General features: G+C 73.3%; 20 protein-coding genes. 9 read left to right on the top strand and 11 right to left on the bottom strand.

The features are described 5' to 3' along the window. Positions 1–37: 37 nt before the first annotated feature. Positions 38–1723 (top strand): IucA/IucC family protein, encoded by a 1686-nt coding sequence (locus E0F75_RS32370; protein WP_229314526.1) that lies wholly within the window; start codon positions 38–40, stop codon positions 1721–1723. Here E0F75_RS32370 and E0F75_RS32365 read toward each other — a convergent pair. Further along, positions 1720–2232: a hypothetical protein gene (locus E0F75_RS32365; protein ID WP_229314525.1), complete on the bottom strand. Its 513-nt coding sequence runs from the start codon at positions 2230–2232 to the stop codon at positions 1720–1722. The genes E0F75_RS32370 and E0F75_RS32365 overlap by 4 nt on opposite strands. 72 nt (positions 2233–2304) lie before the next feature. Here E0F75_RS32365 and E0F75_RS32360 point away from each other — a divergent pair, with 72 nt between their 5' ends. From E0F75_RS32360 to E0F75_RS32345, 4 genes are all read left to right on the top strand, one after another. Further along, the gene (locus E0F75_RS32360; RefSeq protein ID WP_229314524.1) at positions 2305–3678 is read left to right on the top strand and encodes a sensor histidine kinase; all 1374 of its coding nucleotides are present in this window, start codon (positions 2305–2307) and stop codon (positions 3676–3678) included. Beyond that, positions 3675–4343, top strand: coding sequence for a response regulator transcription factor (locus tag E0F75_RS32355; protein WP_055604269.1), 669 nt, complete (start codon positions 3675–3677; stop codon positions 4341–4343). Before E0F75_RS32360 ends, E0F75_RS32355 begins: the two co-directional genes overlap by 4 nt. Positions 4344–4508: 165 nt before the next feature. Further along, positions 4509–5855 (top strand): cytochrome ubiquinol oxidase subunit I, encoded by a 1347-nt coding sequence (locus E0F75_RS32350; protein WP_229314523.1) that lies wholly within the window; start codon positions 4509–4511, stop codon positions 5853–5855. A gap of 65 nt (positions 5856–5920) precedes the next feature. Next, positions 5921–6700 carry a cytochrome d ubiquinol oxidase subunit II gene (locus tag E0F75_RS32345; protein ID WP_229314522.1) on the top strand — a complete coding sequence of 260 codons (780 nt, stop codon included), beginning with the start codon at positions 5921–5923 and terminating at the stop codon, positions 6698–6700. Between the two features lie 81 nt (positions 6701–6781). Here the strand turns inward: E0F75_RS32345 and E0F75_RS32340 are convergent, their stop codons facing one another. Then, on the bottom strand, positions 6782–7966 hold the full coding sequence (locus tag E0F75_RS32340) for an AI-2E family transporter (RefSeq protein ID WP_308189621.1): 1185 nt from the start codon (positions 7964–7966) through the stop codon (positions 6782–6784). Positions 7967–8314: 348 nt separating this feature from the next. Further along, positions 8315–8509, bottom strand: a complete 195-nt coding sequence (locus E0F75_RS32335; RefSeq protein WP_229314520.1) for a DUF3046 domain-containing protein — start codon at positions 8507–8509, stop codon at positions 8315–8317. Between the two features lie 79 nt (positions 8510–8588). Between E0F75_RS32335 and E0F75_RS32330 the strand changes: the two genes are divergently transcribed. Continuing rightward, the gene (locus tag E0F75_RS32330; protein ID WP_229314519.1) at positions 8589–9518 is read left to right on the top strand and encodes a hypothetical protein; all 930 of its coding nucleotides are present in this window, start codon (positions 8589–8591) and stop codon (positions 9516–9518) included. A gap of 85 nt (positions 9519–9603) precedes the next feature. Here E0F75_RS32330 and E0F75_RS32325 read toward each other — a convergent pair whose 3' ends face one another. The 3 genes from E0F75_RS32325 to E0F75_RS32315 are packed head-to-tail and all read right to left on the bottom strand — an operon-like array spanning position 9604 to position 11505. Next, complete coding sequence (locus E0F75_RS32325; protein WP_055601382.1) at positions 9604–9912, bottom strand: AzlD domain-containing protein; 309 nt, start codon at positions 9910–9912, stop codon at positions 9604–9606. Then, entirely contained in the window at positions 9909–10649 is a 741-nt protein-coding gene (locus E0F75_RS32320) for an AzlC family ABC transporter permease (RefSeq protein ID WP_229314518.1), read from the bottom strand. The genes E0F75_RS32325 and E0F75_RS32320 overlap by 4 nt, the downstream gene beginning before the upstream one ends. Before the next feature lie 10 nt (positions 10650–10659). After that, positions 10660–11505: an AraC family transcriptional regulator gene (locus E0F75_RS32315; RefSeq protein WP_374115476.1), complete on the bottom strand. Its 846-nt coding sequence runs from the start codon at positions 11503–11505 to the stop codon at positions 10660–10662. 111 nt (positions 11506–11616) lie between these two features. Here E0F75_RS32315 and E0F75_RS32310 point away from each other — a divergent pair, with 111 nt between their 5' ends. From E0F75_RS32310 to E0F75_RS32300, 3 genes are all read left to right on the top strand, one after another. Next, complete coding sequence (locus E0F75_RS32310) at positions 11617–16266, top strand: DEAD/DEAH box helicase (protein ID WP_229314516.1); 4650 nt, start codon at positions 11617–11619, stop codon at positions 16264–16266. A 103-nt stretch (positions 16267–16369) separates the two neighbouring features. Beyond that, on the top strand, positions 16370–17185 hold the full coding sequence (locus E0F75_RS32305; protein ID WP_229314515.1) for a DNA-formamidopyrimidine glycosylase family protein: 816 nt from the start codon (positions 16370–16372) through the stop codon (positions 17183–17185). Then, positions 17182–18078 (top strand): SDR family NAD(P)-dependent oxidoreductase, encoded by an 897-nt coding sequence (locus E0F75_RS32300; protein ID WP_374115473.1) that lies wholly within the window; start codon positions 17182–17184, stop codon positions 18076–18078. Before E0F75_RS32305 ends, E0F75_RS32300 begins: the two co-directional genes overlap by 4 nt. Here the strand turns inward: E0F75_RS32300 and E0F75_RS32295 are convergent. The 5 genes from E0F75_RS32295 to rimO form a co-directional block, all read right to left on the bottom strand. Then, positions 18026–18295, bottom strand: coding sequence for a hypothetical protein (locus E0F75_RS32295; protein WP_229314513.1), 270 nt, complete (start codon positions 18293–18295; stop codon positions 18026–18028). The two genes, E0F75_RS32300 and E0F75_RS32295, sit on opposite strands and share 53 nt — an antisense overlap. Before the next feature lie 237 nt (positions 18296–18532). Beyond that, positions 18533–18916 (bottom strand): helix-turn-helix domain-containing protein, encoded by a 384-nt coding sequence (locus E0F75_RS32290; RefSeq protein WP_030326330.1) that lies wholly within the window; start codon positions 18914–18916, stop codon positions 18533–18535. A gap of 109 nt (positions 18917–19025) precedes the next feature. Continuing rightward, positions 19026–19547 carry a CinA family protein gene (locus E0F75_RS32285; protein WP_229314512.1) on the bottom strand — a complete coding sequence of 174 codons (522 nt, stop codon included), beginning with the start codon at positions 19545–19547 and terminating at the stop codon, positions 19026–19028. Continuing rightward, positions 19544–20218, bottom strand: coding sequence for a CDP-diacylglycerol--glycerol-3-phosphate 3-phosphatidyltransferase (gene pgsA, locus E0F75_RS32280; RefSeq protein WP_229314511.1), 675 nt, complete (start codon positions 20216–20218; stop codon positions 19544–19546). The genes E0F75_RS32285 and pgsA overlap by 4 nt, the downstream gene beginning before the upstream one ends. After that, on the bottom strand, positions 20215–21741 hold the full coding sequence (rimO, locus tag E0F75_RS32275) for a 30S ribosomal protein S12 methylthiotransferase RimO (protein WP_229314510.1): 1527 nt from the start codon (positions 21739–21741) through the stop codon (positions 20215–20217). Before rimO ends, pgsA begins: the two co-directional genes overlap by 4 nt. Positions 21742–21778: the final 37 nt, after the last annotated feature.

Below are 21778 nucleotides of genomic sequence, written 5' to 3'. Positions count from 1 at the left end.
TATCGCGGTCGAACGCGATCCACACATACTGAAGGCGATGAACACACTCGCGCGGACCGCCGACGCACTGGCGGTGACGCCCCTGCTCAACTGCCTGCTCCGGGAGGCCGCGGACCCGGCGGCTGACACCCCCGCGGACCCACCCGCGGACCCACCCGCGGACCCGTCTGTGGGACTGCCCACGGAGGCACCCGCAGGCCTGTCCACGGAGGCACCCGCGGGCCTGTCCACGCCGGCACCCGCGGGCCCGCCCGCGGAGGTGCCCGCGGGCCCACCCCGAAGTGGCGGCACCACCCCGTACGCCGTCCACCGCCTGCGCGTCAGCGGCCGCTTCCTGCGCGTCCGCCCCGGCCACCGCCCCTCCTCCCCCGAGCTGTGGACGGGCCGCGGCTGGCGGCTCCTCCGTCACGCGGAGCTCGTCGACGTCGCCGTCCAGGAGATGTACGCCTCCACCGGGCGCGCCAACCCCGCCCTGGCCGCCGAGATGGCCGCCAGCCGCACCGCCGTCCAGGCCGTGCTGGCCGCACGCGCCCGCGTGGCGCCGCCCGAGGACCCCTGGCTGCGCTCCGAACAGGCGCTGGTCATGGGCCACCCGTACCACCCGGCCCCCAAGGCGCGCATGGGCGAGGGCCCGGCTGCCGACTGGCTGCGCTACGCGCCCGAGGCGTACGCCCAGTTCCCGCTCGTCCTGCTCGGCGTACGCGAGGACGCGGTGGTCGAGGACGGTGACACCCGGGCCCTGGACACCCTCGGCGAAGCGCCCCCGGGCTACCGCCTGCTGCCGGCCCACCCCTGGCAGCTCGCGCTCTCCGACCGCGCCACGCGCGTGCGTGCCGCCTTCGCCGAAGGCCGCCTCGTCCGCCTGGGCGTCACGCCGAGGGCCGCCCGGCCGACCGCCTCGGTCCGCACTCTGCACCTTCCCGGGGACGCGCGGAGCACCGGAACCGGGGACATGTTCCTCAAGTTCAGTCTCGACGTCCGGATCACCAACGACATCCGCCGGATGCGACGCCACGAGCTGCTCCAGGTCCGCCGTACCGACCCCGTCGTGAGCGCCGCCTTCGCCGCCATGGGCGGCCCGGCGTCCTGGCTCAGCGACCGCGGCTACCGCACGGTGGACGGCCTCTTCGAGACCTGCGCCGTCCTCGTCCGGGACGGCCTCGACCGGCACCTGGCCCTGGGCTCGACCGCCGTGCTGACCGCCGCGCTCGCGGAGGGCTTCCCCGGGAACCCCCTCGACCGGATCGCCGACCCCCGGCCCTGGTGGGCGGCGTATCTGCGGTGCGTCGTGGCGCCCGTCCTGGAGGCGTTCGCCCGCTTCGGCGTCGTCGTGGAGTGCCATCTACAGAACACCCTGATCGCCGTGGACGCCCACGGCACCCCCGTCCAGTCCGTCTTCCGCGACGCGGAGGGCGCCAAGACGATCCCCGAGATGCCCCGTACGGCGGCCTGGCGGAGGCTCGTGTACTGCCTCGTCGTCAACAACCTCTCCGAGATCGCCGGCGCCCTCACCCACCGCTTCCCGGGTTCCGCCCCCGCGCTGTGGGCGATGGCCCGCGCCGAGTTCGAACGGGGCGGCCGGCTGCCCGCGCTCCCCGACGTCAAGGCCCTGCTCGACTCCCCCACCGTCCCCGGCAAGGCCAACCTGCTCTCCCGCTGGCTCCGCGCGGAGGGCACCGCGCCCCACTACCTCCCGGTGCCCAACCCCCTCATGACCGCCTAGGACTCCGTACGGCCCAGGCCCTCGCCCAGGTCCTGGCCCAGGTCCTGGCCCAGGTCCTGGCCCAGGTCCAGGCCCAGGTCCAGGCCCAGGTCCTGGTCCTGGTCCCGCATCGGCTCCCGCATCGGCTCCCGCTCCGGCTCCGGCTCCGACCCCCGCTCCGGCCCCCGACCCCGCCCCCGGCGCGCCCGCACCCCCCGCACCACCCGAGTGATCCCGTACCCCAGCGCCCAGGGCAGCACGGTGATCCCCAGGACGTACACGAGGACGTAACCAAGCACGTCCTCACCGTGGGTGGGCTCGTCCCACGTGTCCGTGGGCAGAATGATCGCGGTCGCCGAGACCGCGACCGGCACCAGCGGCAGCAGCACCGACCACAGTCGCGGCCACCACCCGGGCCGCCGGGCGCACCACACCCCCATTCCCCCCATGACGAAGGGCCCGAACGGCACCCACAGCACCACGGGCACGAACAGCAACGCCCACCACTCGTCCGAGTACCCGAACATCATCGAAGCCCCCCAAGCCCGTCGGCCCGCACGCTGCCGCCCCCCACGAACCGTCCCCCGCCTATCCTTCGACGCATGCCCCTCCCCCTCCGTTCCCCGGGCGGCGGGCGTCTTTCGCCACGGGCCGCCGATGCCGTCGTGGCGGGTGTCGTCCTGCTCGTCGTCGCCGTCTGGACGCTCGTCTCCGCGCAGTACGCGAGCGAGCCCACCGTCCGTACGGTGCTCGGCTGGGTGCTGATCCTGATCGGGTGCGGGGCCCTGTACTTCCGGCGGCGGCAGCCGGTCGCCGTCTCCGTCGTCACGCTGCTCGCCTGCGTCGTCTACTACCCGCTGTCCGCCCAGGACGGCCCGCTGATGATCGCCTTCGCGCTCGCGCTGTACACGGCCGCCGCGGAGGGCCGCTTCGCCGCCGCCGTCGCACTGGCCGCCGTCACCCTCCTCGCGGTCGGGCTCGGCGAGATCCGGCAGCGGCCGGGGCACCGGCAGATCGACGACACCTCGCTCGTCATGCTGGCCGGCTGGCTGATCAGCCTCGTCGCGGTGGGCCGGGCCCAGCGCACCCGGATCGCCTATCTGCACGAGGTGGAGCAGCGGGCGCTGGCCGCCGAGCGGGAGCAGGAGGCCCGGGCGCGGCAGAGCGCCACCGAGGAGCGGCTGAGGATCGCCCGGGAGGTGCACGACGTACTCGGCCACAGCATCTCGCTGATCAACGTCCAGTCGGGTGCCGCGCTCCACCGCCTCGGCAAGGGGCCCGCCCCGGAGGCCGGGCTCGCCACCGCCACCGAGGCCCTGGAGGCGGTGAAGTCCACCAGCAAGGACGCGCTGCGCGAGCTGCGGGCCACCCTCGGGGTGCTGCGCAGCGCCGACGAGCCGACGCCCACGGCCCCGTCGTCCTCGGGTCTCGCGCTCCTCGGCGATCTCGCCGCACGCGCGCGCAGTGCGGGTCTCGATGTCCGTACGGACGTCACGGGCACGCCCGTGCCCCTTCCGCCGCCCGTCGACCTGGCCGCGTACCGGATCGTGCAGGAGTCGCTGACGAACGTCACCCGGTACGCGGGCGCGAGGACCGTCTGTATCACCCTCGACTGGGGCGCGGACGCGGTGCGGCTGCGGATCGCGGACGACGGCGAGGGCGCGCCGGAGGGGCGTCCCCTCGGCAGCGGTATCCGGGGCATGGCCGAGCGGGCCCGTGCGTTCGGCGGCGAACTGACCGCCGAGAACGGGGACGACGGCGGCTTCCTGGTGGACGCGCGACTGCCGCTCTCACAACCCGGCCCGCCCGAACCAAGCACGTCCGAAGCCGGCCCGCGCGAACCGACCACGCCCGAACCCAGCACACCCGAACCCACCGCACCCGGACCCACCGCGTCCGAACCGACCACGCCCGAACCCACCGCGTCCGAACCCACCGCGTCCGACAGCGACGCGTCCGAGAGGGACCCCCGATGATCCGTGTCGTGCTCGCCGACGACCAGACCCTGGTCCGGGCCGGCTTCCGGTCGATCCTCTCCGACGAGGAGGATCTCCAGGTCGTCGGCGAGGCCGGGGACGGGGAGCAGGCGATCGCGCTCGCCCGCGAACTGCGCCCGGACGTGGTCCTGATGGACATCCGCATGCCGGTCCTCGACGGCCTCGAAGCCACCCGCCGCATCACCGCCGACGAGCGGCTCGAAGGGGTACGGGTGGTCATCCTGACCACCTTCGACGCGGACGACCATGTGTACGGGGCGCTCCGCGCGGGCGCGTCGGGCTTCCTGGTGAAGGACACCGAGCCGATGGAACTGCTGCACGCGGTACGGGTCGTGGCGCGCGGTGACGCCCTGATCGCCCCGGCCGTGACCCGCCGTCTGATCGCCGAGTTCGCGGGCCGGGCCGACCGGCAGCCGGACCCGAGCCCCCGGCTCAACGCCCTCACCGAGCGGGAGCGCGAGGTCCTCGGCCTGGTGGGCGCCGGGCTCTCGAACGACGAGATCGCCGGCCGCCTCGTCCTGTCCCCCGCGACCGCGAAGACCCATGTCAGCAGGATCATGACCAAGCTGGCCGTACGGGACCGGGCGCAGCTGGTGATCCTGGCGTACGAGTCGGGGATGATCACGCCGGGCTGGCTTGCCTGACCGAGGGCCGGCGCCCCTTCTGCGGCGTCCCCACCCCTAGGTGGCGGGAACCGCTCGGCACAACTCACGGGGTACGCGCGCGTGGGGAGGCGCAACCGCTGGGGTACGGCCACTGTCCACCCGGGGGTGACGCCAGGTCCCCGACCGTACGCCGACGCTGATCGGGTGAACCAGGACGTACTCGATCTCGCACGGCTGCAGTTCGCCCTCACGGCGGGCGGCCACTTCCTCTTCGTCGCCCTCACCCTGGGGCTCGCGACCGTCGTGGCCGTGCTCCAGACGCGGGCCACGTTCAGCCGGAAGCCGCTGGACGCGCGCATGGTGCGGTTCTGGGGCCAGCTGTACGTGATCAACTACGCGGTCGGCATCGTCACCGGTCTGGTGATGGAGTTCCAGTTCGGCATGGCGTGGAGCGGGCTCACCCACGAGGCGGGCAACATCCTCGGGGCGTCGCTCGCCGTCGAGACGATCGTGGCGTTCTTCGTCGAGTCGACCTTCCTCGGCCTGTGGATCTTCGGCTGGAACCGGCTCAACCGCTGGGCCCACCTGGCGGCGATCTGGATCGTCGTCCTGACCGCCTATGTCTCGGCGTACTGGATCCTCGTCTCCAACGGCTTCCTCAACCACCCCGTGGGGTACGGCTCCGAGAACGGCGAGCTCGTCCTCGACGACCCGGTCGCGGTGCTGACCAACCCCTCCGCGCTGCTCGCCTTCGGCCACATCGTGGCGGGCGCGCTGCTCACGGCGGGGTTCTTCATGGCCGGGGTGAGCGCGTACCACCTGTTCCGGCGTAGCCCGGAGTGGGAGTTCTTCGGCCGCAGCCTGCGGATCGGGGTGTTCCTCTCGGCGCCCGCGCTGATGGTGACCGCCGTCTTCGGCGGGGTGCAGTTCGCCGTCCTCGACGCCTTCCAGCCGATGAAGTCGGCCGTGTTCAGCGGGAAGACCGCGGAGATCGCGCGGGTCCAGGCAGAGCTGACGGAACGTTTCGGGCCCGGTGACTACGTGCCCTCGGAGGCGTGGACCCGGGGCGGCGCGCTGGTGATGCTGATCTGCTTCGCGCTGATGATGTACCTGTCCTTCGCCGGGGTGATCCTGGCCGCCTTCAGGAAGGTCGTCTTCCGCTTCCGCCTGTGGCATCTCGTCCTGATGGCGGCCGTCCCGCTGCCGTACATCGCGATGATCAGCGGCTGGGTGTTCCGGGAGTCCGGGCGGCAGCCCTGGGTGGTCTACGGACTGCTGAAGACGGAGGACGCGGTCTCGGATCTCTCCCCCGGCACCATGCGTCTCTCCCTCACCGTCTTCACCACCGTCTTCGTCCTGCTCGTCGTCCTCAACGCCTGGCTCCTCACCCGCCACGCCCGCCGGGGCCCGGTCGACGCCGGCCTCGGCCACGACGAAAGGCCCACCGTGGACAGGGGCGGGGACAGGGACAGGGACGGGAACGACGGCGACGGCGACGGCGACGGCGGAACACCCGACCCGGCCGACGCCCTCCCGGCCCCCCGCTACTGAACCGTCCGCTCCCCCCATCACCTCACCTCCCCTCTCCCTCCCCCAGGAAAGCCCGAGGAGCCCCCGTGGAGACCCTGGCCATCGCCCTGCTCGCCTTCTTCGCAGCGGGCTGGTTCGTCCTCGCCGGGGCGGACATCGGCACCGGCATGCTCACGCCCTGGCTCGGCCGGAACGACCGCGAGCGGCGGCTGGTCCTCGCCTCGTTCGCCCCGTTCTTCCTGGGCAACGAGGTCTGGCTCGTGGCCACCGTCGGCGTCCTCGTCGGCTGCTTCCCCGCGCTCGAAGGCGAGCTCCTGAGCGGCCAGTTCCCGGTCCTCGTGGCCCTGCTGACCGGCTGGATCGTCCGCGACGCGGGCCTCTGGTCCCGCGGCCACGGTCCGGGTCCGCGCTGGCGCGCCGCCTGCGACGCGGCGGTGACCTGCGGGAGCTGGGCCGTCGCACTGTCCTGGGGGTGGCTGCTCACGGCCCTGCTCACCGGGCGGCCCTACGCGCCGGCGACCGGCGCGACGGCCCTCCTCACCGCGCTCGCCGTGGCCGCGCTGTTCGCCGCGCACGGGCTCGGTTTCGCCACGCTCCGGCTCACGGGACTGCCGTACGAGCGCGCCCGCAGGCTCGTCGGACGCGCCGGGCGCCCCTGGCAGTCCTTCGCGCTCACCGCGGTCCTGATGGGCGGGCTGCCGCTCTGGGCGGGCACCGCGCTGCCGCTGGCCGAGCGGGCGGCGTCCCCCGCCACGCTCGGCCTGCTCGTACCCGCCCTGCTGGTCGTCACGCCGTTGCTCGTGGCCGTCCAGGCGTGGATCTGGCACGCCTTCCGGCACCGGGTCACCGGGCCGTCGTACCTCTGAGGGGCAGGCTCAGGAGTCCCCCGAGGCGCGGGCTCACGAGTCCCCTGAGGCGCAGGTTCAGGAATCCCCCGAGGCGCAGGCTCAGGAATCCTCGGGCGGGGACTGCCCGGCCCCGGGCTCCTCGGCCGAAGGATCCTGAGCGGCCTCCCTCTCCTTCTCCTTCTTGTGGTGAAGGGCCTTCTGCAGCCGCGCGACCACGGCCTCCCCGTACCGCCGGTGACCGTGGACGCGCGGGTCGTCCGTCACGTCGTACCGCTTCACATAGGCACCGAGGAAGGCCTGGAGGGTGGCGACGGCCGGGATGGCGATCAGCGCGCCGACGACGCCGAGCAGCGCCGTCCCCGCGATGACCGAACCGAAGGCGACCGCAGGGTGGATGTCCACCGTCTTCGACGTGAGCTTCGGCTGGAGCAGGTAGTTCTCGAACTGCTGGTAGATCACGACGAAGCCGAGCACCCACAGCGCGTACCAGGGGTTCACGGTGAAGGCGAGCAGCATCGGCAGTGCGCCGGCCAGATAGGTACCGATGGTCGGGATGAACTGCGAGACCAGACCGACCCACACCGCGAGCGCGGGCGCGTACGGCACGCCGAGGATCTCGAAGAGCACGAAGTGCGCGACACCGGAGATGAGGGCCATGAGCCCGCGCGAGTACAGGTAGCCGCCGGTCTTGTCGACCGCGATCTCCCAGGCCCGCAGCACCTCGGTCTGCCGGGCGGGCGGCAGGACGGAGCAGAGCGCGCGCCGCAGCCGGGGCCCGTCGGCCGCGAAGTAGAACGAGAACAGGAAGATCATCAGCAGCCGGAACAGGCCGCCGAGGACGGTGGCGGAGACGTCGAGAACGCCGGACGCACTGTTCTGGACGTACTTCTGCAGCCAGTCGGAGCTCAGGACGCTGTCCTGGACCTCGACCCGCGACAGGTCCGTGTGGAAGTTCTGGTTGATCCAGTTGATCAGCGAGTCGAGGTACTTGGGGAAGTTCTCGACCATGTCCACGATCTGGCCGGCGAGCATCGACCCCAGGAGGACGACGAAGCCGACGCTGAAGATCAGGACGGCGAAGAAGACGAGGAAGGTGGCGAGCCCCCGGCGCATCCCGCGCGCCGCCATGCGCCCGACCGCCGGTTCGATGGCGAGGGCGAGGAAGAAGGCGAGCAGGATGTTGACGAGGAGCCCGACGAGCTGGTGGAAGGCCCAGTTGCCGAGGAGGAAGACGGCGTAGAGCGCGAGGGCCAGGACGATCGCGCGTGGCAGCCACCGCGGCATCCGGGCCTCCTGGGCGGCGGACACGGGCGCGGGGCCGCCGCCGTCGCCTCTGCCGCCCGGCGCCGCGGAGGCGACGGACCCGGCCGATCCGGTCGAGGCGACCGGCCCTGCCGATCCAGTCGATCCAGTCGGTCCGGTCGATCCAGTCGGTCCGGTCGGTACGGTCGATCCAGTCGGCCCGGTCGATCCGCCCGAACCCGTCGATGCGGTCAGGTCGGAGCCGTCGGTGTCATCGGAGCCGTCGGTGTCGTCAGTCGGAGGAGCCACCCCGCCAGTCTCGCGCACCGCACGGACATTCCACCCCGGACCCCCCACATCCCCTTCGGTCACCTGTCGTGACCGAGTCGGTCACTGCTTGTCGGCGGGTACGCCGACAGCCGCGCAGACGGCCCGCCACACGTCCTTCGTCTCCCAGCCGGAATCCAGCGCCTCGTGCACCGTCCGGCCTCCGAGCTCGGCCATCACATGGTCACGCGCGAAGGACTCGGCGTACGACGCACCGAAGTGGTCCGCCATCCGTTCCCAGAAAATCGTCAACCGCATGACCCCAGTATCACGCTCCCAAGAGTGCAGCCCGCTCCGTAGCCCTTGTCACCGCGACTTTCCGCCCTACGGTCGGAGCATGGCCGAAAAACCACTCTCCTCCCCGCCAGCGACCCCCCTGGCCCGCGCCGAGCGTTTCATCTGGCTGACGGCCCGCGTCCTGGAACAGCGCCGGTTCGCCTACCACTTCCTGCGCGGTGGCGCGGATCAGGTGGAGACGGCCCTGTCGGCGTACCTCAACGAGGACGGCGGCTACGGCCACGCACTCGAACCCGATCTCCGCGGGCCGGTCAGCCAGCCCCTGCACACCGCGCACGCGCTGCGGGTGCTGGACTCCATCGGCCGCTGCGGCGGGCTGCGCGTGGAGCGGATCTGCCGCTACCTCACGGACGTCTCCACCCACGAGGGCGCGCTCCCGGCGATCCACCCGTCGCAACGTGCCTACCCGTCCGCACCGTTCGTCCCGGTCGTCGACTCCCCGCCGAGCGCGCTGCTCACGACCGGTCCGGTGGTCGGGGTGCTGCACCGCAACCAGGTCTGGCACGCGTGGCTGTTCCGGGCGACCGAGTTCTGCTGGTCGGCGGTGGAGTCCCTGGAGAAGTCCCATCCGTACGAGGTCCAGGCGGCCGTCGCCTTCCTCGACGGGGCCCCGGACCGCGCGCGTGCGGAGGCGGCCGCCGACCGCCTCGGCCGCATGGTCCGGGAACAGCGGCTCGCCGTACTGGATCCGGACCGGGAGGAGGACTACCCGGTGGCGGACGGGTACGCGCCGGGGGAGCTGCATTTCCCGCACGACTACGCGCGCGTGCCGGACTCCCTGGCGACCCGCTGGTTCACGGAGGAGGAGATGACCCGCTCCCTCGACCGGCTCGCGGCCGACCAGCGGGAGGACGGCGGCTGGCCGATCCGCTGGCACACCTGGGCCCCCGGCACGGCTCTGGAATGCCGCCCGATGGTCACGGTCGAGGCCCTCCGCACGCTCCGCGCCCACGGCCGCCCGCTCGAATGACCACGGGAGGCGGCGCAAGCACGGCCTCCCTCACGCCGAGGCCCTCGACCAGAGGTCGTCGCGGCGCATACCCATGAACCGGAGGTCACCAGCCCAGCGCCCGTACGCCCGCCGTGACGGCGACGGCCGCGCCCACCACGACCAGGAACGGTGCACGCAGGACGAGGGCGACCGCCGCCGCGGCCAGGCCGGCGGCGCGGGCGTCCAGGACGACGGTGCCGCCCGTGCTGAACGTCTGCTGCGCGGTGAGCGCGGCGAGCAGCGCCACGGGGAGCAGGGCGGCGAGCCGCTGGACGAGCGGGCGCTCCAGCGCTCCGGCGGGTACGAGCAGGCCTGCCAGCTTCACCAGGTAGCACCCGGCGGCGGTCAGGGCGATCGCGATCCAGACGTTCATCGGGAGTCCTTCTCTCGTCCGGCGGGGCCCATCCGGCGGCCCTGGAACCAGAGCACCAGGGGCGCGGCGAGGGCCGCCGCGAGGACCGGGACGCCGGCGGGCAGCACGGGCAGCAGCCCGAGGCCGAGCAGGACGGCGATCCCGGCGGTGGTCCGCTCGGTCGCGGACTTCAGCATGGGGGCGAGCAGGGCCAGGAAGACGGCGGGTCCGGCCGCGTCGAGCCCCCAGGCCGCCGTGTCGCCGATCGCCTCGGCGCCGAGCGCCCCGAGGAGGGTGGTGGCGTTCCACAGGACGTACAGCGTGAGTCCGGTGACGGTGAAGCCGATGCGGGCGGCCCGGCGGGTCGGCTGCGCGAGGGAGACGGCCGTGGTCTCGTCGATCACCCAGTGCGCGGCGAACGGCCTGACGGCCTTCGGCACGGCGAGGAGCTGGGAGAGCCGCAGCCCGTAGAAGGCGTTCCGGGTGCCCAGGAAGAAGGCCCCGGCGGCGGCCGTGAAGGGGTTGCCGCCGGCGGCGAGCGCTCCGACCAGGGCGAACTGCGAGGCGCCGGTGAAGACGAGCAGGCTGAGGACACAGGTCTGCAGGACGCTGAGGCCGGAGCCCGCCGAGGTCACGCCGAAGGCGAAGCCGGAGAGCCCGACGGCGACGCCGACCCCGAGGGCGTCGCGGACGACGGCCGCGTCGGGTTTGGTCGGTGTGCCGTCGCGTATGACGGGAGGTGCTGTCTGTTCTGCCACGTCAGGGACGTTACGGCAGCCCCGGCGGCCCGGTCTTGTACGTTCTTGCGCGCTGGTACGCACCCGGCGGCACCCCGACACTGCGGGTGAAATGCCGGTTGAGGTGCGACTGGTCGGTGAAGCCGACGGCCGCGGCCGCCTCCGCCGGCGGCGTCCCCGTGTCGAGCAGCTGCCTGGCCCGGCGTACGCGCGCGTCGGTCAGCCAGGTGTGCGGCGGCATCCCGTACGCGTCCCGGAAGGCCCGGAGGAGGGCGAAGGGGCTGGTGCCGAGGTCCGTGGCGAGCCGCTCCAGGGTCGGCGGCTCGATCATGCGGTCCGCCAGGACGGCACGCGCGCGTGCCGCGTTCCGGGCGCCCGCCGAGCGGGGCGGGAGCGGGGTGACGATCCCGCCGTGGCTGCGCAGCATCCGGGCGGTGACCAGCCGGAGCAGGCTGTCGGCCGCGAGCGCGTTGCCCTCCTCCGCGGCCCGGTGGACGCCGACGACGAGCCGGGCGGCGTACGGGTCGTCCACGACGGGCGTGGTGAAGCCGACCGAGCCGCGCAGAGCGAGGGTGTCGGCGGCGATGGACCGCACGATCTCCGCGTCGGGGTAGATCGTCCGGTACGTCCAGCCCTCAGGTACGCCCGCGTGCCCGGTGTGCGGGGTGTCGGGGTTCACCAGGGCGATCTGGCCGGGGCCCGCGTGGACGAGGTCGTCGCGGTAGTGGAAGGCCTCGACGCCCTCGGTGATCGCGGCGAAGACGAAGGTCTCGTGGGTGTGCCGGGCGAAGGCCTTGTGGATGTAGTGGGCGTGCAGCAGGTCGACCCCGGGCAGCTCGGAGTACTGCCAGTACCGTGCCCGCTCCCCGCTCGCCATGTCTCCATTCTGCGGCAGGGCCGAGAGGGCCGCCGCGGTGCGTGCGGACATCCCGGTCCGGATATCCCCAGGTCCGGGCGGTTGTCAGTGCCGGGGTGCACGATGGGGGACATGGTCAGGTCCGCGCTCGACTCGTTCTCCCCCGCGACCCGCAGCTGGTTCACCGGGGCCTTCACCGCGCCCACGGCGGCGCAGGAGGGCGCCTGGACCGCCATCGGGGCGGGCTCCGACGTGCTCGTCGTCGCCCCGACCGGCTCGGGCAAGACCCTGGCCGCCTTCCTCGCCTCCCTCGACCGGCTTGCCGCCGCACCGCCGCCGGCCGAGCCGAAGAAGCGCTGCCGCGTGCTGTACGTGTCGCCGCTCAAGGCCCTCGCCGTGGACGTCGAGCGGAACCTGCGCTCGCCCCTGACCGGAATCCGGCAGGAGTCGGTGCGGCTCGGGCTTCCCGAGCCGGACATCCGGGTCGGCATCCGCTCCGGCGACACCCCGCCGGCCGAGCGCCGGTCGCTCGCGACCCGGCCGCCGGACATCCTGATCACCACGCCCGAGTCGCTGTTCCTGATGCTGACCTCCGCCGCCCGCGAGGCCCTCGCGGGCGTGGAGACGGTCATCCTGGACGAGGTCCACGCGGTCGCGGGCACGAAGCGCGGCGCGCATCTCGCCCTCTCCCTGGAGCGGCTCGACGAGCTGCTGCCCCGCCCCGCGCGCCGGATCGGACTTTCGGCCACGGTCCGCCCGGTGGACGAGGTGGCCCGGTACCTGTCGCCGGGGCGCGCCGTGGAGATCGTGCAGCCGCGTTCGGGCAAGGAGTTCGACCTCTCCGTCGTCGTCCCCGTCGAGGACATGGGCGAGCTGGGAGGCTCCCCCGCCTCCGAGGGCAAGGACGGCGGCGACAAGCCGTCGATCTGGCCGCACGTCGAGGAGCGGATCGCCGACCTCGTCCAGGCCCACCGGTCCACGATCGTCTTCGCCAACTCCCGCCGGCTCGCCGAGCGGCTGTGCAACCGGCTCAACGAGATCGCGTACGAGCGGGCGACCGGCGAACCCCTCCCCGACGGGGCTCCCCCGGCGGAGATCATGGCCCAGTCCGGCGCGGCCCAGGGCGCCCCGCCGCTGCTCGCCCGTGCCCACCACGGCTCGGTGTCGAAGGAGCAGCGGGCCCAGGTGGAGGAGGACCTGAAGGCGGGCCGGCTGCCCGCCGTGGTGGCCACCTCCAGCCTGGAGCTGGGCATCGACATGGGCGCGGTCGACCTGGTCGTGCAGGTCGAGTCACCGCCCTCGGTGGCCTCCGGGCTCCAGCGCGTGGGCCGCGCCGGGCACCAGGTCGGCGCGGTGTCGACGGGCGTGGTCTTCCCCAAGTACCGGGGCGACCTGGTGCAGGCGGCCGTGGTCACCGAGCGGATGCGCACGGGCGCGATCGAGTCGATGCGGATCCCCGCCAACCCCCTGGACGTCCTGGCCCAGCAGCTGGTGGCCATCGTCGCGCTCGACACCTGGCAGGTGGACGACCTGCTCGCCCTGGTGCGCCGGGCGGCGCCGTTCGCCTCCCTGCCCGAATCGGCGTTCACGGGCGTCCTCGACATGCTCGCCGGCCGCTACCCGTCGGACGCCTTCGCCGAGCTGCGCCCGCGCGTGGTCTGGGACCGGGTCGCCGGCACGGTCACGGGACGGCCGGGCGCGCAGCGGCTCGCCGTCACCTCGGGCGGCACGATCCCCGACCGGGGCCTCTTCGGCGTGTTCCTCGTCGGCTCGGACCCCAAGAAGGGCGGGGGCAGGGTCGGCGAGCTCGACGAGGAGATGGTGTACGAGTCCCGGGTCGGCGACGTGTTCACCCTCGGCACCACCTCCTGGCGGATCCAGGACATCACCCGGGACCGGGTACTCGTCACGCCGGCGCCCGGGGTGCCGGGCAGGCTGCCCTTCTGGAAGGGCGACCAGCTGGGCCGCCCGCTCGAACTGGGCCGGGCGGTGGGCGCGTTCCTCCGCGAGGTCGGCGCCCTCCCGGACGAGGACGCACGGCTGCGACTGCTCGCCGCCGGCCTGGACGCCTGGGCCGCGGAGAACGTCCTGGCGTACCTCAAGGAGCAGCGCGAGGCCTGCGGCCACGTGCCCGACGACCGGACGATCCTGGTCGAGCGCTTCCGGGACGAGCTCGGGGACTGGCGGGTCGTCATCCACTCCCCGTTCGGCGCGCAGGTGCACGCCCCGTGGGCCCTGGCGCTCGGCGCGCGGCTCGCCGAGCGGTACGGCATGGACGCGCAGGTGATGCACGCGGACGACGGCATCGTGCTGCGCCTCCCGGACGCCGACCTGATGGGCCTTGACATGGGCCTGGACCTCCTCGACCACGAACCGGTCGACCCCGGACGGCACCTCGACACGACGTTCGACGCCGACAAGGCGCCCGTCGGCGCGGCCGACGCCCTCTTCGACAAGGGCGAGATCGGTCAGATCGTCACCGACCAGGTGGGCGGCTCCGCGCTGTTCGCGTCCCGGTTCCGCGAGTGCGCCGCGCGCGCCCTGCTGCTGCCCAAGCGCAACCCCGGCAAGCGCACCCCGCTCTGGCAGCAGCGCCAGCGGGCCGCCCAGCTCCTCCAGGTGGCGAGCGAGTTCGGCTCGTTCCCGATCGTCCTGGAGGCCGTCCGCGAGTGCCTCCAGGACGTCTTCGACCTCCCCGGTCTGACGGAGCTGATGGGGGACATCGAGGCCCGCCGGGTCCGCCTGGTCGAGGTCACCACCCCCGAACCGTCCCCGTTCGCCCGCTCGCTCCTCTTCGGCTACGTGGCGCAGTTCCTGTACGAGGGCGACTCCCCGCTCGCCGAGCGGCGGGCGGCCGCGCTCTCCCTGGACTCCCGGCTGCTCGCCGAGCTGCTCGGCCAGGCGGAGCTGCGCGAGCTGCTCGACGCCGATGTCCTGACGGAGCTGGAGCGGGAGCTCCAGTGGCTGACGGACGACCGCAGCGTCAAGGACGTGGAGGGCATCGCCGACCTGCTGCGGGTCCTGGGTCCGCTGACCGACGCCGAGCTGGCCGAGCGCGGCGCCGAGGCGGGCTGGGCGCCCGAGCTCGGGGCGGCGCGCCGGGCGATCCGGGTGCGGATCGGCGGCCGGGAGCACTGGGCGGCCGTCGAGGACGCGGGCAGGCTCCGGGACGCCCTGGGCACGGCCCTCCCGGTCGGGGTACCGGAGGCCTTCACCGAGCCGGTCAAGGACCCGCTGGGCGACCTCCTCGCGCGGTACGCACGGACGCACGGCCCCTTCACCTCCTCCCAGGCCGCCACCCGCTTCGGTCTGGGCGCGGCCGTCACCGACGGCGCCCTCCAGCGGCTCGCCGCCTCGGGCCGCGTCGTCCAGGGCGAGTTCCACCCCTCCGGCATCGGCCAGGAGTGGTGCGACGCCACCGTCCTGCGCCGGCTGCGCCGCCGCTCCCTCGCCGCCCTGCGCCACGAACTGGAGCCGGTGCCCCCGGCGGCGCTCGCCACGTTCCTGCCGCAGTGGCAGCACCTGGGGAGCAACAGCCTGCGCGGCATCGACGGCCTCGCCCGCGCGATCGAGCAGCTCCAGGGCGCACCCGTGCCCGCGTCGGCCCTGGAGAAGCTGATCCTGCCGTCCCGGGTCCGCGACTACTCCCCGGCACTCCTCGACGAGCTGACGACCACCGGCGAGGTCGTCTGGGCGGGAGCCGGGGCGCTGCCCGGCAAGGACGGCTGGGTCTCGCTGTACCTGGCGGACGCGGCACCGCTGCTCCTCCCGCAGCCGCACCCACTGGAGCTGTCCGCGCTGCACGAGTCGGTGCTCACGGCCCTCTCCGGCGGGTACGGCCTGTTCTTCCGGCAGATCGCCGACCAGATCCGGGCCACCACCCACCCGGACGCCACCGACCCGCAGCTGGCGGACGCCCTCTGGGACCTGGCCTGGTCCGGCCGCCTGACCAACGACACCCTGGCCCCGCTGCGCGCGCTCCTCGGCTCGGGCCGCACGGCCGGCTCCACCGCCCACCGGGCGCGCCGCACGGTCCCGCGCGGCCGGTACGGCACGCTGACCGCGGCCGCACGCCCCGCCTCCCGCACCGGCCCGCCCACGGTCTCCGGCCGCTGGTCCCTGCTCCCCCCTCCGGAGCCGGAGCCGACCCACCGGGCGCACGCCCTCGCCCGCACCCTCCTCGACCGGCACGGCGTGGTCACCCGGGGCGCGGTGGCGGCCGAGGGTGTGGAGGGCGGTTTCTCCGCCACGTACCGGATCCTGGCCGCCTTCGAGGACAGCGGGCAGGCCCGGCGCGGCTATGTGGTCGAGGGTCTCGGCGCGGCCCAGTTCGCGATGGACGGGGCGGTGGACCGCCTCCGGGCCGCCTCGACCGCCCGCGACCGCGGCGCGGAGGCCGCGGCGGGCCCCCGCGCGCTGGTCCTCGCGGCGGCCGACCCGGCGAACGCCTACGGGGCGGCCCTGTCCTGGCCCGAGCCCCCGACGGGCGCCGGCCACAAGCCGGGGCGCAAGGCGGGCGCCCTGGTGGTCCTGGTCGACGGCGAGCTCACGCTCTACATGGAGCGCGGCGGCAAGACACTCCTGTCCTGGCCGACGGACCCGGACGACCCGTCCCTGAAGGCCGCGGCGGAAACCCTGGCGACCTCCGCGAAGGCGGGCACCCTGGGCACGGTCACGGTGGAACGGATCAACGGAACGACGTCCCTGACGTCCCCCCTGGCAGCCCCCCTGGAAAAAGCAGGCTTCGTCGCCACCCCAAGAGGCCTCCGCCTCCGCGCATAGGCAACACCCCCACCCAGCACAGCCACCGCCACCGCACAGGCACAGCCACCCGCACCCGCACCCGCACCCGCGCAGGACCCCACCCACCCGGCATCATGGAACCGTGCCCGAAGGAGACACCGTCTGGCAGACCGCCCACCGCCTCCACACCGCCCTGGCAGGCCGGCCACTGACACGCGCGGACCTCCGAGTCCCCCGTTTCGCCACCGCCGACCTGACCGGCCGCACACTCCTCGACGTCACCCCCCGCGGCAAGCACCTCCTCGCCCGCATCGAGGGCGGCCTCACCCTCCACTCCCATCTGCGGATGGACGGCGCCTGGCGCGTGTACGCCACCGGGGCGCGCCCGCACGGCGGCCCGGACCACCAGATCCGCGCGATCCTCGGCAACGCCGAGCACACCGCGTACGGCTACCGTCTCCCGGTCCTGGAGCTGATCCGCACCGCGGACGAGCCGGAAGCGGTGGGCCACCTGGGCCCGGACCTGCTGGGCCCCGACTGGGGCGCGACGGCCGCCGAGGAGGCGACCCGCCGGCTGACGGCGGACCCCGCCCGCGCACTCGGCGAGGCCCTGCTCGACCAGCGGAACCTGGCCGGCATCGGCAACGTGTACAAGTCGGAGCTGGCCTTCCTGGCCGGCGTGACGCCATGGCTCCCGGTCGGCGACCTCGCCGCCGACGTCCCCGCCCGCCTGGTCGCGACCGCCCACCGACTCCTGGACGCGAACAAGGACCGCCCCGACCGCCGCACGACGACCACACGCCGCCCGGGCACCCCGCTGCACGTCTACGGCCGCGTCGGCCACCCCTGCCTCCGCTGCGGCACCCCGATCCGCAAGGCGGAACTCGGCGACCGCGTCACGTTCTGGTGCCCGGGCTGCCAACGCGGCCCCGAGAGCGGGCCCACTCCCGACAATTGACGACCCGTCAGATCCAGCCGTACGGTCCGACCATGACGGACAAGGCGAACACGACGACCGCGACGACCGCGACGACCGCGACGACCGCGACGACCGCGACGACGAGCGAAACGAACACGACGAACAAGTCGCCCCTCCCCGCCTACGACCTCACCCACCGCACCGCCTTCGTCACCGGCGCCGCCAGCGGCATCGGCCGCGCCACCGCCGTCCTCCTCTCCCAGGCCGGCGCCACCGTGCACTGCGCGGACCGCGACGAGCCCGGTCTCAAGGAGACGGTCGCCCTCATCGCCCGCGCGGGCGGCACCGCGCACGCGCACCCCCTGGACGTCACCGACCGCGCCGCCCTCGCCGCCGCCGTCCGCGCGGCCGGCCCCCTCCACGTCATGGCGGCCGTCGCCGGGATCATGCACACGAGCTCGGTCCTGGAGACCCGCGACGAGGACCTGGACCGCGTCCTCGCCGTCAATTTCAAGGGCGTGCTCTACGCCTGCCAGGAGGCGGCCCGCTCGATGATCGCGGCCGGCGTCCCCGGCTCGATCGTCACGATGGCCTCGGGCGCGATGGACACCGCCGGCCCCGGCCTGCTCTGTTACAGCGTCACCAAGGCGGCCGTCGTCCAGCTGACGAAGACGCTGGCGACGGAGGCGGGCCGGCACGGCATCCGGGTCAACGCGGTCGCCCCGGGCTGGGTCCGCACCCCCATGACGGACCGCCACGAGCCGGCCGCCCAGGAACAGGCGGAGGCCGCGATGATCCGTCATTCCCCGCTGGGCCGGGTCGGGGAGGCCGAGGACATCGCGCACGCCGTCCTGCACCTCGCGTCCGACGCCTCCGCGTTCACGACAGGCCAGATCCTGCGCCCCAACGGCGGCGTCGCGATGCCCTGGTGACCCGCCGGGCGAGGGCCCCCGGCCGTCCCGACGAGGCGGCCACGTGCACCGGCAACAGACTCAGCCCCCAGCCGCCCGCGGCCACCGCGCCCTCGACCGTGCCGGCCTCCCCCGGCACCAGGAGCAGGCGCAGCACCGCCCACCACCAGAGCCCCCCGGCCACCAGCCCGATCGCGACCAGCGCGAGCGTCGCCGGCGGCATCCGTCGCCGTACCATGGCCGCCTCCTGCCGTCGACGCTAGACCGGCAGGATCACCCTGCGGGAGGGCGCACCGGAGGCAAACCCGGCGCACACGGCCCAGTCGTACGTTCCCCCCACCATGGCACGAGGCACCGGAACCCGGCATCTCAGACAATTCGCCCCACATCGCGGAAGCAAGAGAAAAGCCCCGGCCGACGCCCCCCGAGGGGCACCGACCGAGGCTCGACCCCGTATCGCTTCGTACGGCGACGACTAGGCGGCGACGACGTCCACCGCTTCCGCGGGCGCCTTGATGGTCACCCGCTCGGTGGGCACACGGCCCACCGACGTCACCGACACCGAATTGAGCATCGGGCGCACCGGCGTCGGCACCGGTTCGCTCGCCGCTGCCGACTCGGCCAGTTCGGCCAGTGACAGCTCGTCGCTCACTTCACGCATGAGCTCGGACATCCGTACGTCCAGCGCGTCGCAGATCGCGGAGAGCAGCTCGGAGGAAGCCTCCTTCTGCCCCCGCTCCACCTCGGAGAGATAGCCGAGCGAGACTCGGGCGGACGAGGAGACTTCGCGCAGAGTACGGCCTTGGCGCTGGCGCTGCCGACGCAGCACGTCACCCAACAGGCGACGGAGCAGAATCATCGGTGGCTCCCTCCTCGGACCGCGTAGCCGCATCCTTCACGCCCCACCGTACCGCCTCGCGCTGCGGCCGTGCGGGGAGCGATGTCGTGTTCACTCAGGGCTGCAAACATCAATTCCCCCCGTTGTGTTCCGTATCCTGTGCCCGCGCATTTCCCGAGAGTTCCTCATGGAGCAGTTCCAGCACGCTCCGTACGCTCTCTCTACGGATGTCCGCGCGGTCGCCGTTCAATCTCAACGAGACCACTTTCCCGGCGCGGGCGCCGGTCGCGGCGGGTCCCGCGACCGCCACGTAGACGGTTCCGACCGGCTGTCCGTCCTGTGGATCGGGTCCGGCCACCCCGGTCGTCGAGATCCCCCAGTCGGCGCCGAGCCGGGCCCGTACACCGGCCGCCATCTGCAGCGCGACCTCGGGATCCACCGCTCCCCGCTCGGCGAGCAGGCCCGCGTCGACACCGAGCAGCTCCTGCTTGAGGTCCGTGGCGTAGGCCGTGACGGACCCCCGGAACGAGGCCGAGGCACCGGACACCCCGGTGAGCTCCGCGGCCACCAGTCCACCCGTGAGCGACTCCGCCGCGGCGAGCGTGTGACCACGCTCCGCGAGCAGCGCCAGCACCCGGGCGGCCTCGGTCATCGCGTCGCCGCCTCCGACCGCGCGGCGGCCCGCTCCGCGGCGAGCCCCTTGCGGCGCAGCACGACCGCCTGGCGGACGTAGTCCAGACCGGTGACGACCGTCAGCACGACGGCCACCGCCATCACCCAGAAGCGCAGGGTGGCGAGCGGGCCGGTGAGCATCAGCACGTACATGCCGACCGCCGTGCCCTGGGCGAGCGTCTTCATCTTGCCGCCGCGGCTGGCCGGGATGACCCCGTGGCGGATCACCCAGAACCGCATGAGGGTGATCCCCAACTCACGGGCCAGGATGACGCCGGTGACCCACCAGGGCAGGTCCCCGAGCGAGGACAGCGAGATGAGTCCGGCCGCCATGATCGCCTTGTCGGCGATCGGGTCGGCGATCTTCCCGAAGTCCGTGACCAGGTTGTACGCACGGGCGAGGTGCCCGTCGAAGACGTCCGTGATCATGGCGACGGCGAACGCCGCCCAGGCCCAGGCCCGCCATGCGGGGTCGTGACCGCCGTCCTGGAAGAGCAGCAGCACGAAGGCCGGCACGAGCACGAGCCGGATCATGGTCAGGATGTTGGCGATGTTCCACAGGCTGGCCTGGTTGACGGCCGCCGTGCCCAGCTTGCCGCGGGGCGCCGGCCTACCGGTCCCGCCCGTCGCGGATGCCGGGACTCCGGTCATCTGCCTGCCTCCTCGAAAAGACACTCGGCCACCAGGTCGACGCCCTCCGTGCCGACGACCTTCGCCATGACCATACGGCCCGGGGCCAGGTCGGGGCTCGTACCGTCGGCAGTGGTGAGGACCACCTGCCCGTCGGTCTCGGGCGCCTGGTGCGCGGCGCGGCCGATCACGCCGTCCTCGTCGTCCACGGACTCGACCAGTACTTCAAGGGTCTCTCCGATCCGCTCCTCCGCGCGCTGTGCGGTGAGCTCCTCGGCGAGCCGGGAGAGGTGGGCGAGGCGGGCGTCGATGACATCCTGGTCGAGCTTGTGCTCGTACGTGGCGGCCTCGGTGCCGTCCTCGTCGGAGTAGCCGAAGACGCCGATGGCGTCGAGCCGGGCGTGGGTGACGAAGCGTTCCAGCTCGGCGAAGTCGGCCTCGGTCTCGCCGGGGAAGCCGACGATGAAGTTGGAGCGGGCACCGGCGGTCGGGGCCTTGGCCCGGATGGTCTCCAGGAGCTCGAGGAACCGGTCGGTGTCGCCGAAGCGGCGCATGGCCCGCAGCACGTCGGGGGCGCTGTGCTGGAAGGACAGGTCGAAGTACGGCACGACCTTGTCGGTCGACGTGAGGACGTCGATCAGGCCGGGGCGCATCTCGGCGGGCTGGAGGTAGCTGACGCGGACGCGCTCGATGCCGTCGACCGCGGCGAGCTCGGGCAGCAGGCTCTCCAGGAGCCGGATGTCGCCAAGGTCCTTGCCGTACGAGGTGTTGTTCTCGGAGACCAGCATGACCTCCTTCACACCCTGCTCGGCGAGCCAGCGCGTCTCGTTCAGCACGTCCGAGGGACGGCGCGAGACGAAGGAGCCGCGGAAGGACGGGATGGCGCAGAAGGAGCAGCGCCGGTCGCAGCCGGAGGCCAGCTTCACGGAGGCGACGGGGCTGGTGTCCAGACGCCGGCGGAGCGGAGCGCGCGGCCCGGAGGCGGGCGCGAGACCGTCCGGCAGGTCGCTCGGCACGTCCTCGGGAGCGGAGGCCGGGACGGCGGCGGGAGCGGACGCGGGAGCGTCCACGACGCCGTGCCCGGGGAGGGCGACCGCGGCGGCCGCCGCCTGGCGCTCCACCGGCGAGAGCGGCAGCAGCTTGCGCCGGTCACGCGGGGTGTGGGCCTCGACACTGCCACCGCTGAGGATGGTCTGGAGGCGGTTGGAGATGTCGGAGTAGTCGTCGAAGCCCAGGACGCCGTCGGCCTCCGGGAGGGCTTCGGCGAGTTCCTTGCCGTACCGCTCGGCCATACAGCCGACGGCGACCACGGCCTGGGTGCGGCCATGGTCCTTCAGATCATTGGCTTCGAGGAGGGCGTCGACGGAGTCCTTCTTGGCGGCTTCGACGAATCCACAGGTGTTGACGACTGCGACATCCGCGTCCTCGGCGTTCTCGACGAGCTCCCAGCCGTCCGCTGCCAAGCGGCCTGCGAGCTCCTCCGAGTCCACCTCGTTACGGGCGCAGCCAAGAGTGACAAGGGCGACGGTACGGCGTTCGGGCATGGACTCAAGACTACTTCGTCCCGGCCGTTCCCCCGTC

The sequence above is a fragment of the Streptomyces sp. CB02980 genome, from assembly GCF_014451325.2.
GTDB lineage: Bacteria > Actinomycetota > Actinomycetes > Streptomycetales > Streptomycetaceae > Streptomyces.
Note: the sequence above shows the minus strand (reverse complement) of the source record. Positions and strands in the feature narration are given on the sequence as shown.

What these genes read in the sequence shown, in the direction of transcription:
- E0F75_RS32310 (WP_229314516.1), top strand. Translation starts at nt 11,617, where the DNA reads ATGGTCAGGTCCGCGCTCGACTCGTTCTCCCCCGCGACCCGCAGCTGG.
- E0F75_RS32335 (WP_229314520.1), bottom strand. Translation starts at nt 8,509, where the DNA reads ATGCGGTTGACGATTTTCTGGGAACGGATGGCGGACCACTTCGGTGCG.
- E0F75_RS32285 (WP_229314512.1), bottom strand. Translation starts at nt 19,547, where the DNA reads ATGACCGAGGCCGCCCGGGTGCTGGCGCTGCTCGCGGAGCGTGGTCAC.
- E0F75_RS32325 (WP_055601382.1), bottom strand. Translation starts at nt 9,912, where the DNA reads ATGAACGTCTGGATCGCGATCGCCCTGACCGCCGCCGGGTGCTACCTG.
- E0F75_RS32355 (WP_055604269.1), top strand. Translation starts at nt 3,675, where the DNA reads ATGATCCGTGTCGTGCTCGCCGACGACCAGACCCTGGTCCGGGCCGGC.
- E0F75_RS32315 (WP_374115476.1), bottom strand. Translation starts at nt 11,505, where the DNA reads ATGGCGAGCGGGGAGCGGGCACGGTACTGGCAGTACTCCGAGCTGCCC.
- E0F75_RS32365 (WP_229314525.1), bottom strand. Translation starts at nt 2,232, where the DNA reads ATGATGTTCGGGTACTCGGACGAGTGGTGGGCGTTGCTGTTCGTGCCC.
- E0F75_RS32295 (WP_229314513.1), bottom strand. Translation starts at nt 18,295, where the DNA reads ATGGTACGGCGACGGATGCCGCCGGCGACGCTCGCGCTGGTCGCGATC.
- E0F75_RS32290 (WP_030326330.1), bottom strand. Translation starts at nt 18,916, where the DNA reads ATGATTCTGCTCCGTCGCCTGTTGGGTGACGTGCTGCGTCGGCAGCGC.
- E0F75_RS32330 (WP_229314519.1), top strand. Translation starts at nt 8,589, where the DNA reads ATGGCCGAAAAACCACTCTCCTCCCCGCCAGCGACCCCCCTGGCCCGC.
- rimO (WP_229314510.1), bottom strand. Translation starts at nt 21,741, where the DNA reads ATGCCCGAACGCCGTACCGTCGCCCTTGTCACTCTTGGCTGCGCCCGT.
- E0F75_RS32370 (WP_229314526.1), top strand. Translation starts at nt 38, where the DNA reads ATGAACACACTCGCGCGGACCGCCGACGCACTGGCGGTGACGCCCCTG.
- E0F75_RS32360 (WP_229314524.1), top strand. Translation starts at nt 2,305, where the DNA reads ATGCCCCTCCCCCTCCGTTCCCCGGGCGGCGGGCGTCTTTCGCCACGG.
- E0F75_RS32340 (WP_308189621.1), bottom strand. Translation starts at nt 7,966, where the DNA reads ATGCCGCGGTGGCTGCCACGCGCGATCGTCCTGGCCCTCGCGCTCTAC.
- pgsA (WP_229314511.1), bottom strand. Translation starts at nt 20,218, where the DNA reads ATGACCGGAGTCCCGGCATCCGCGACGGGCGGGACCGGTAGGCCGGCG.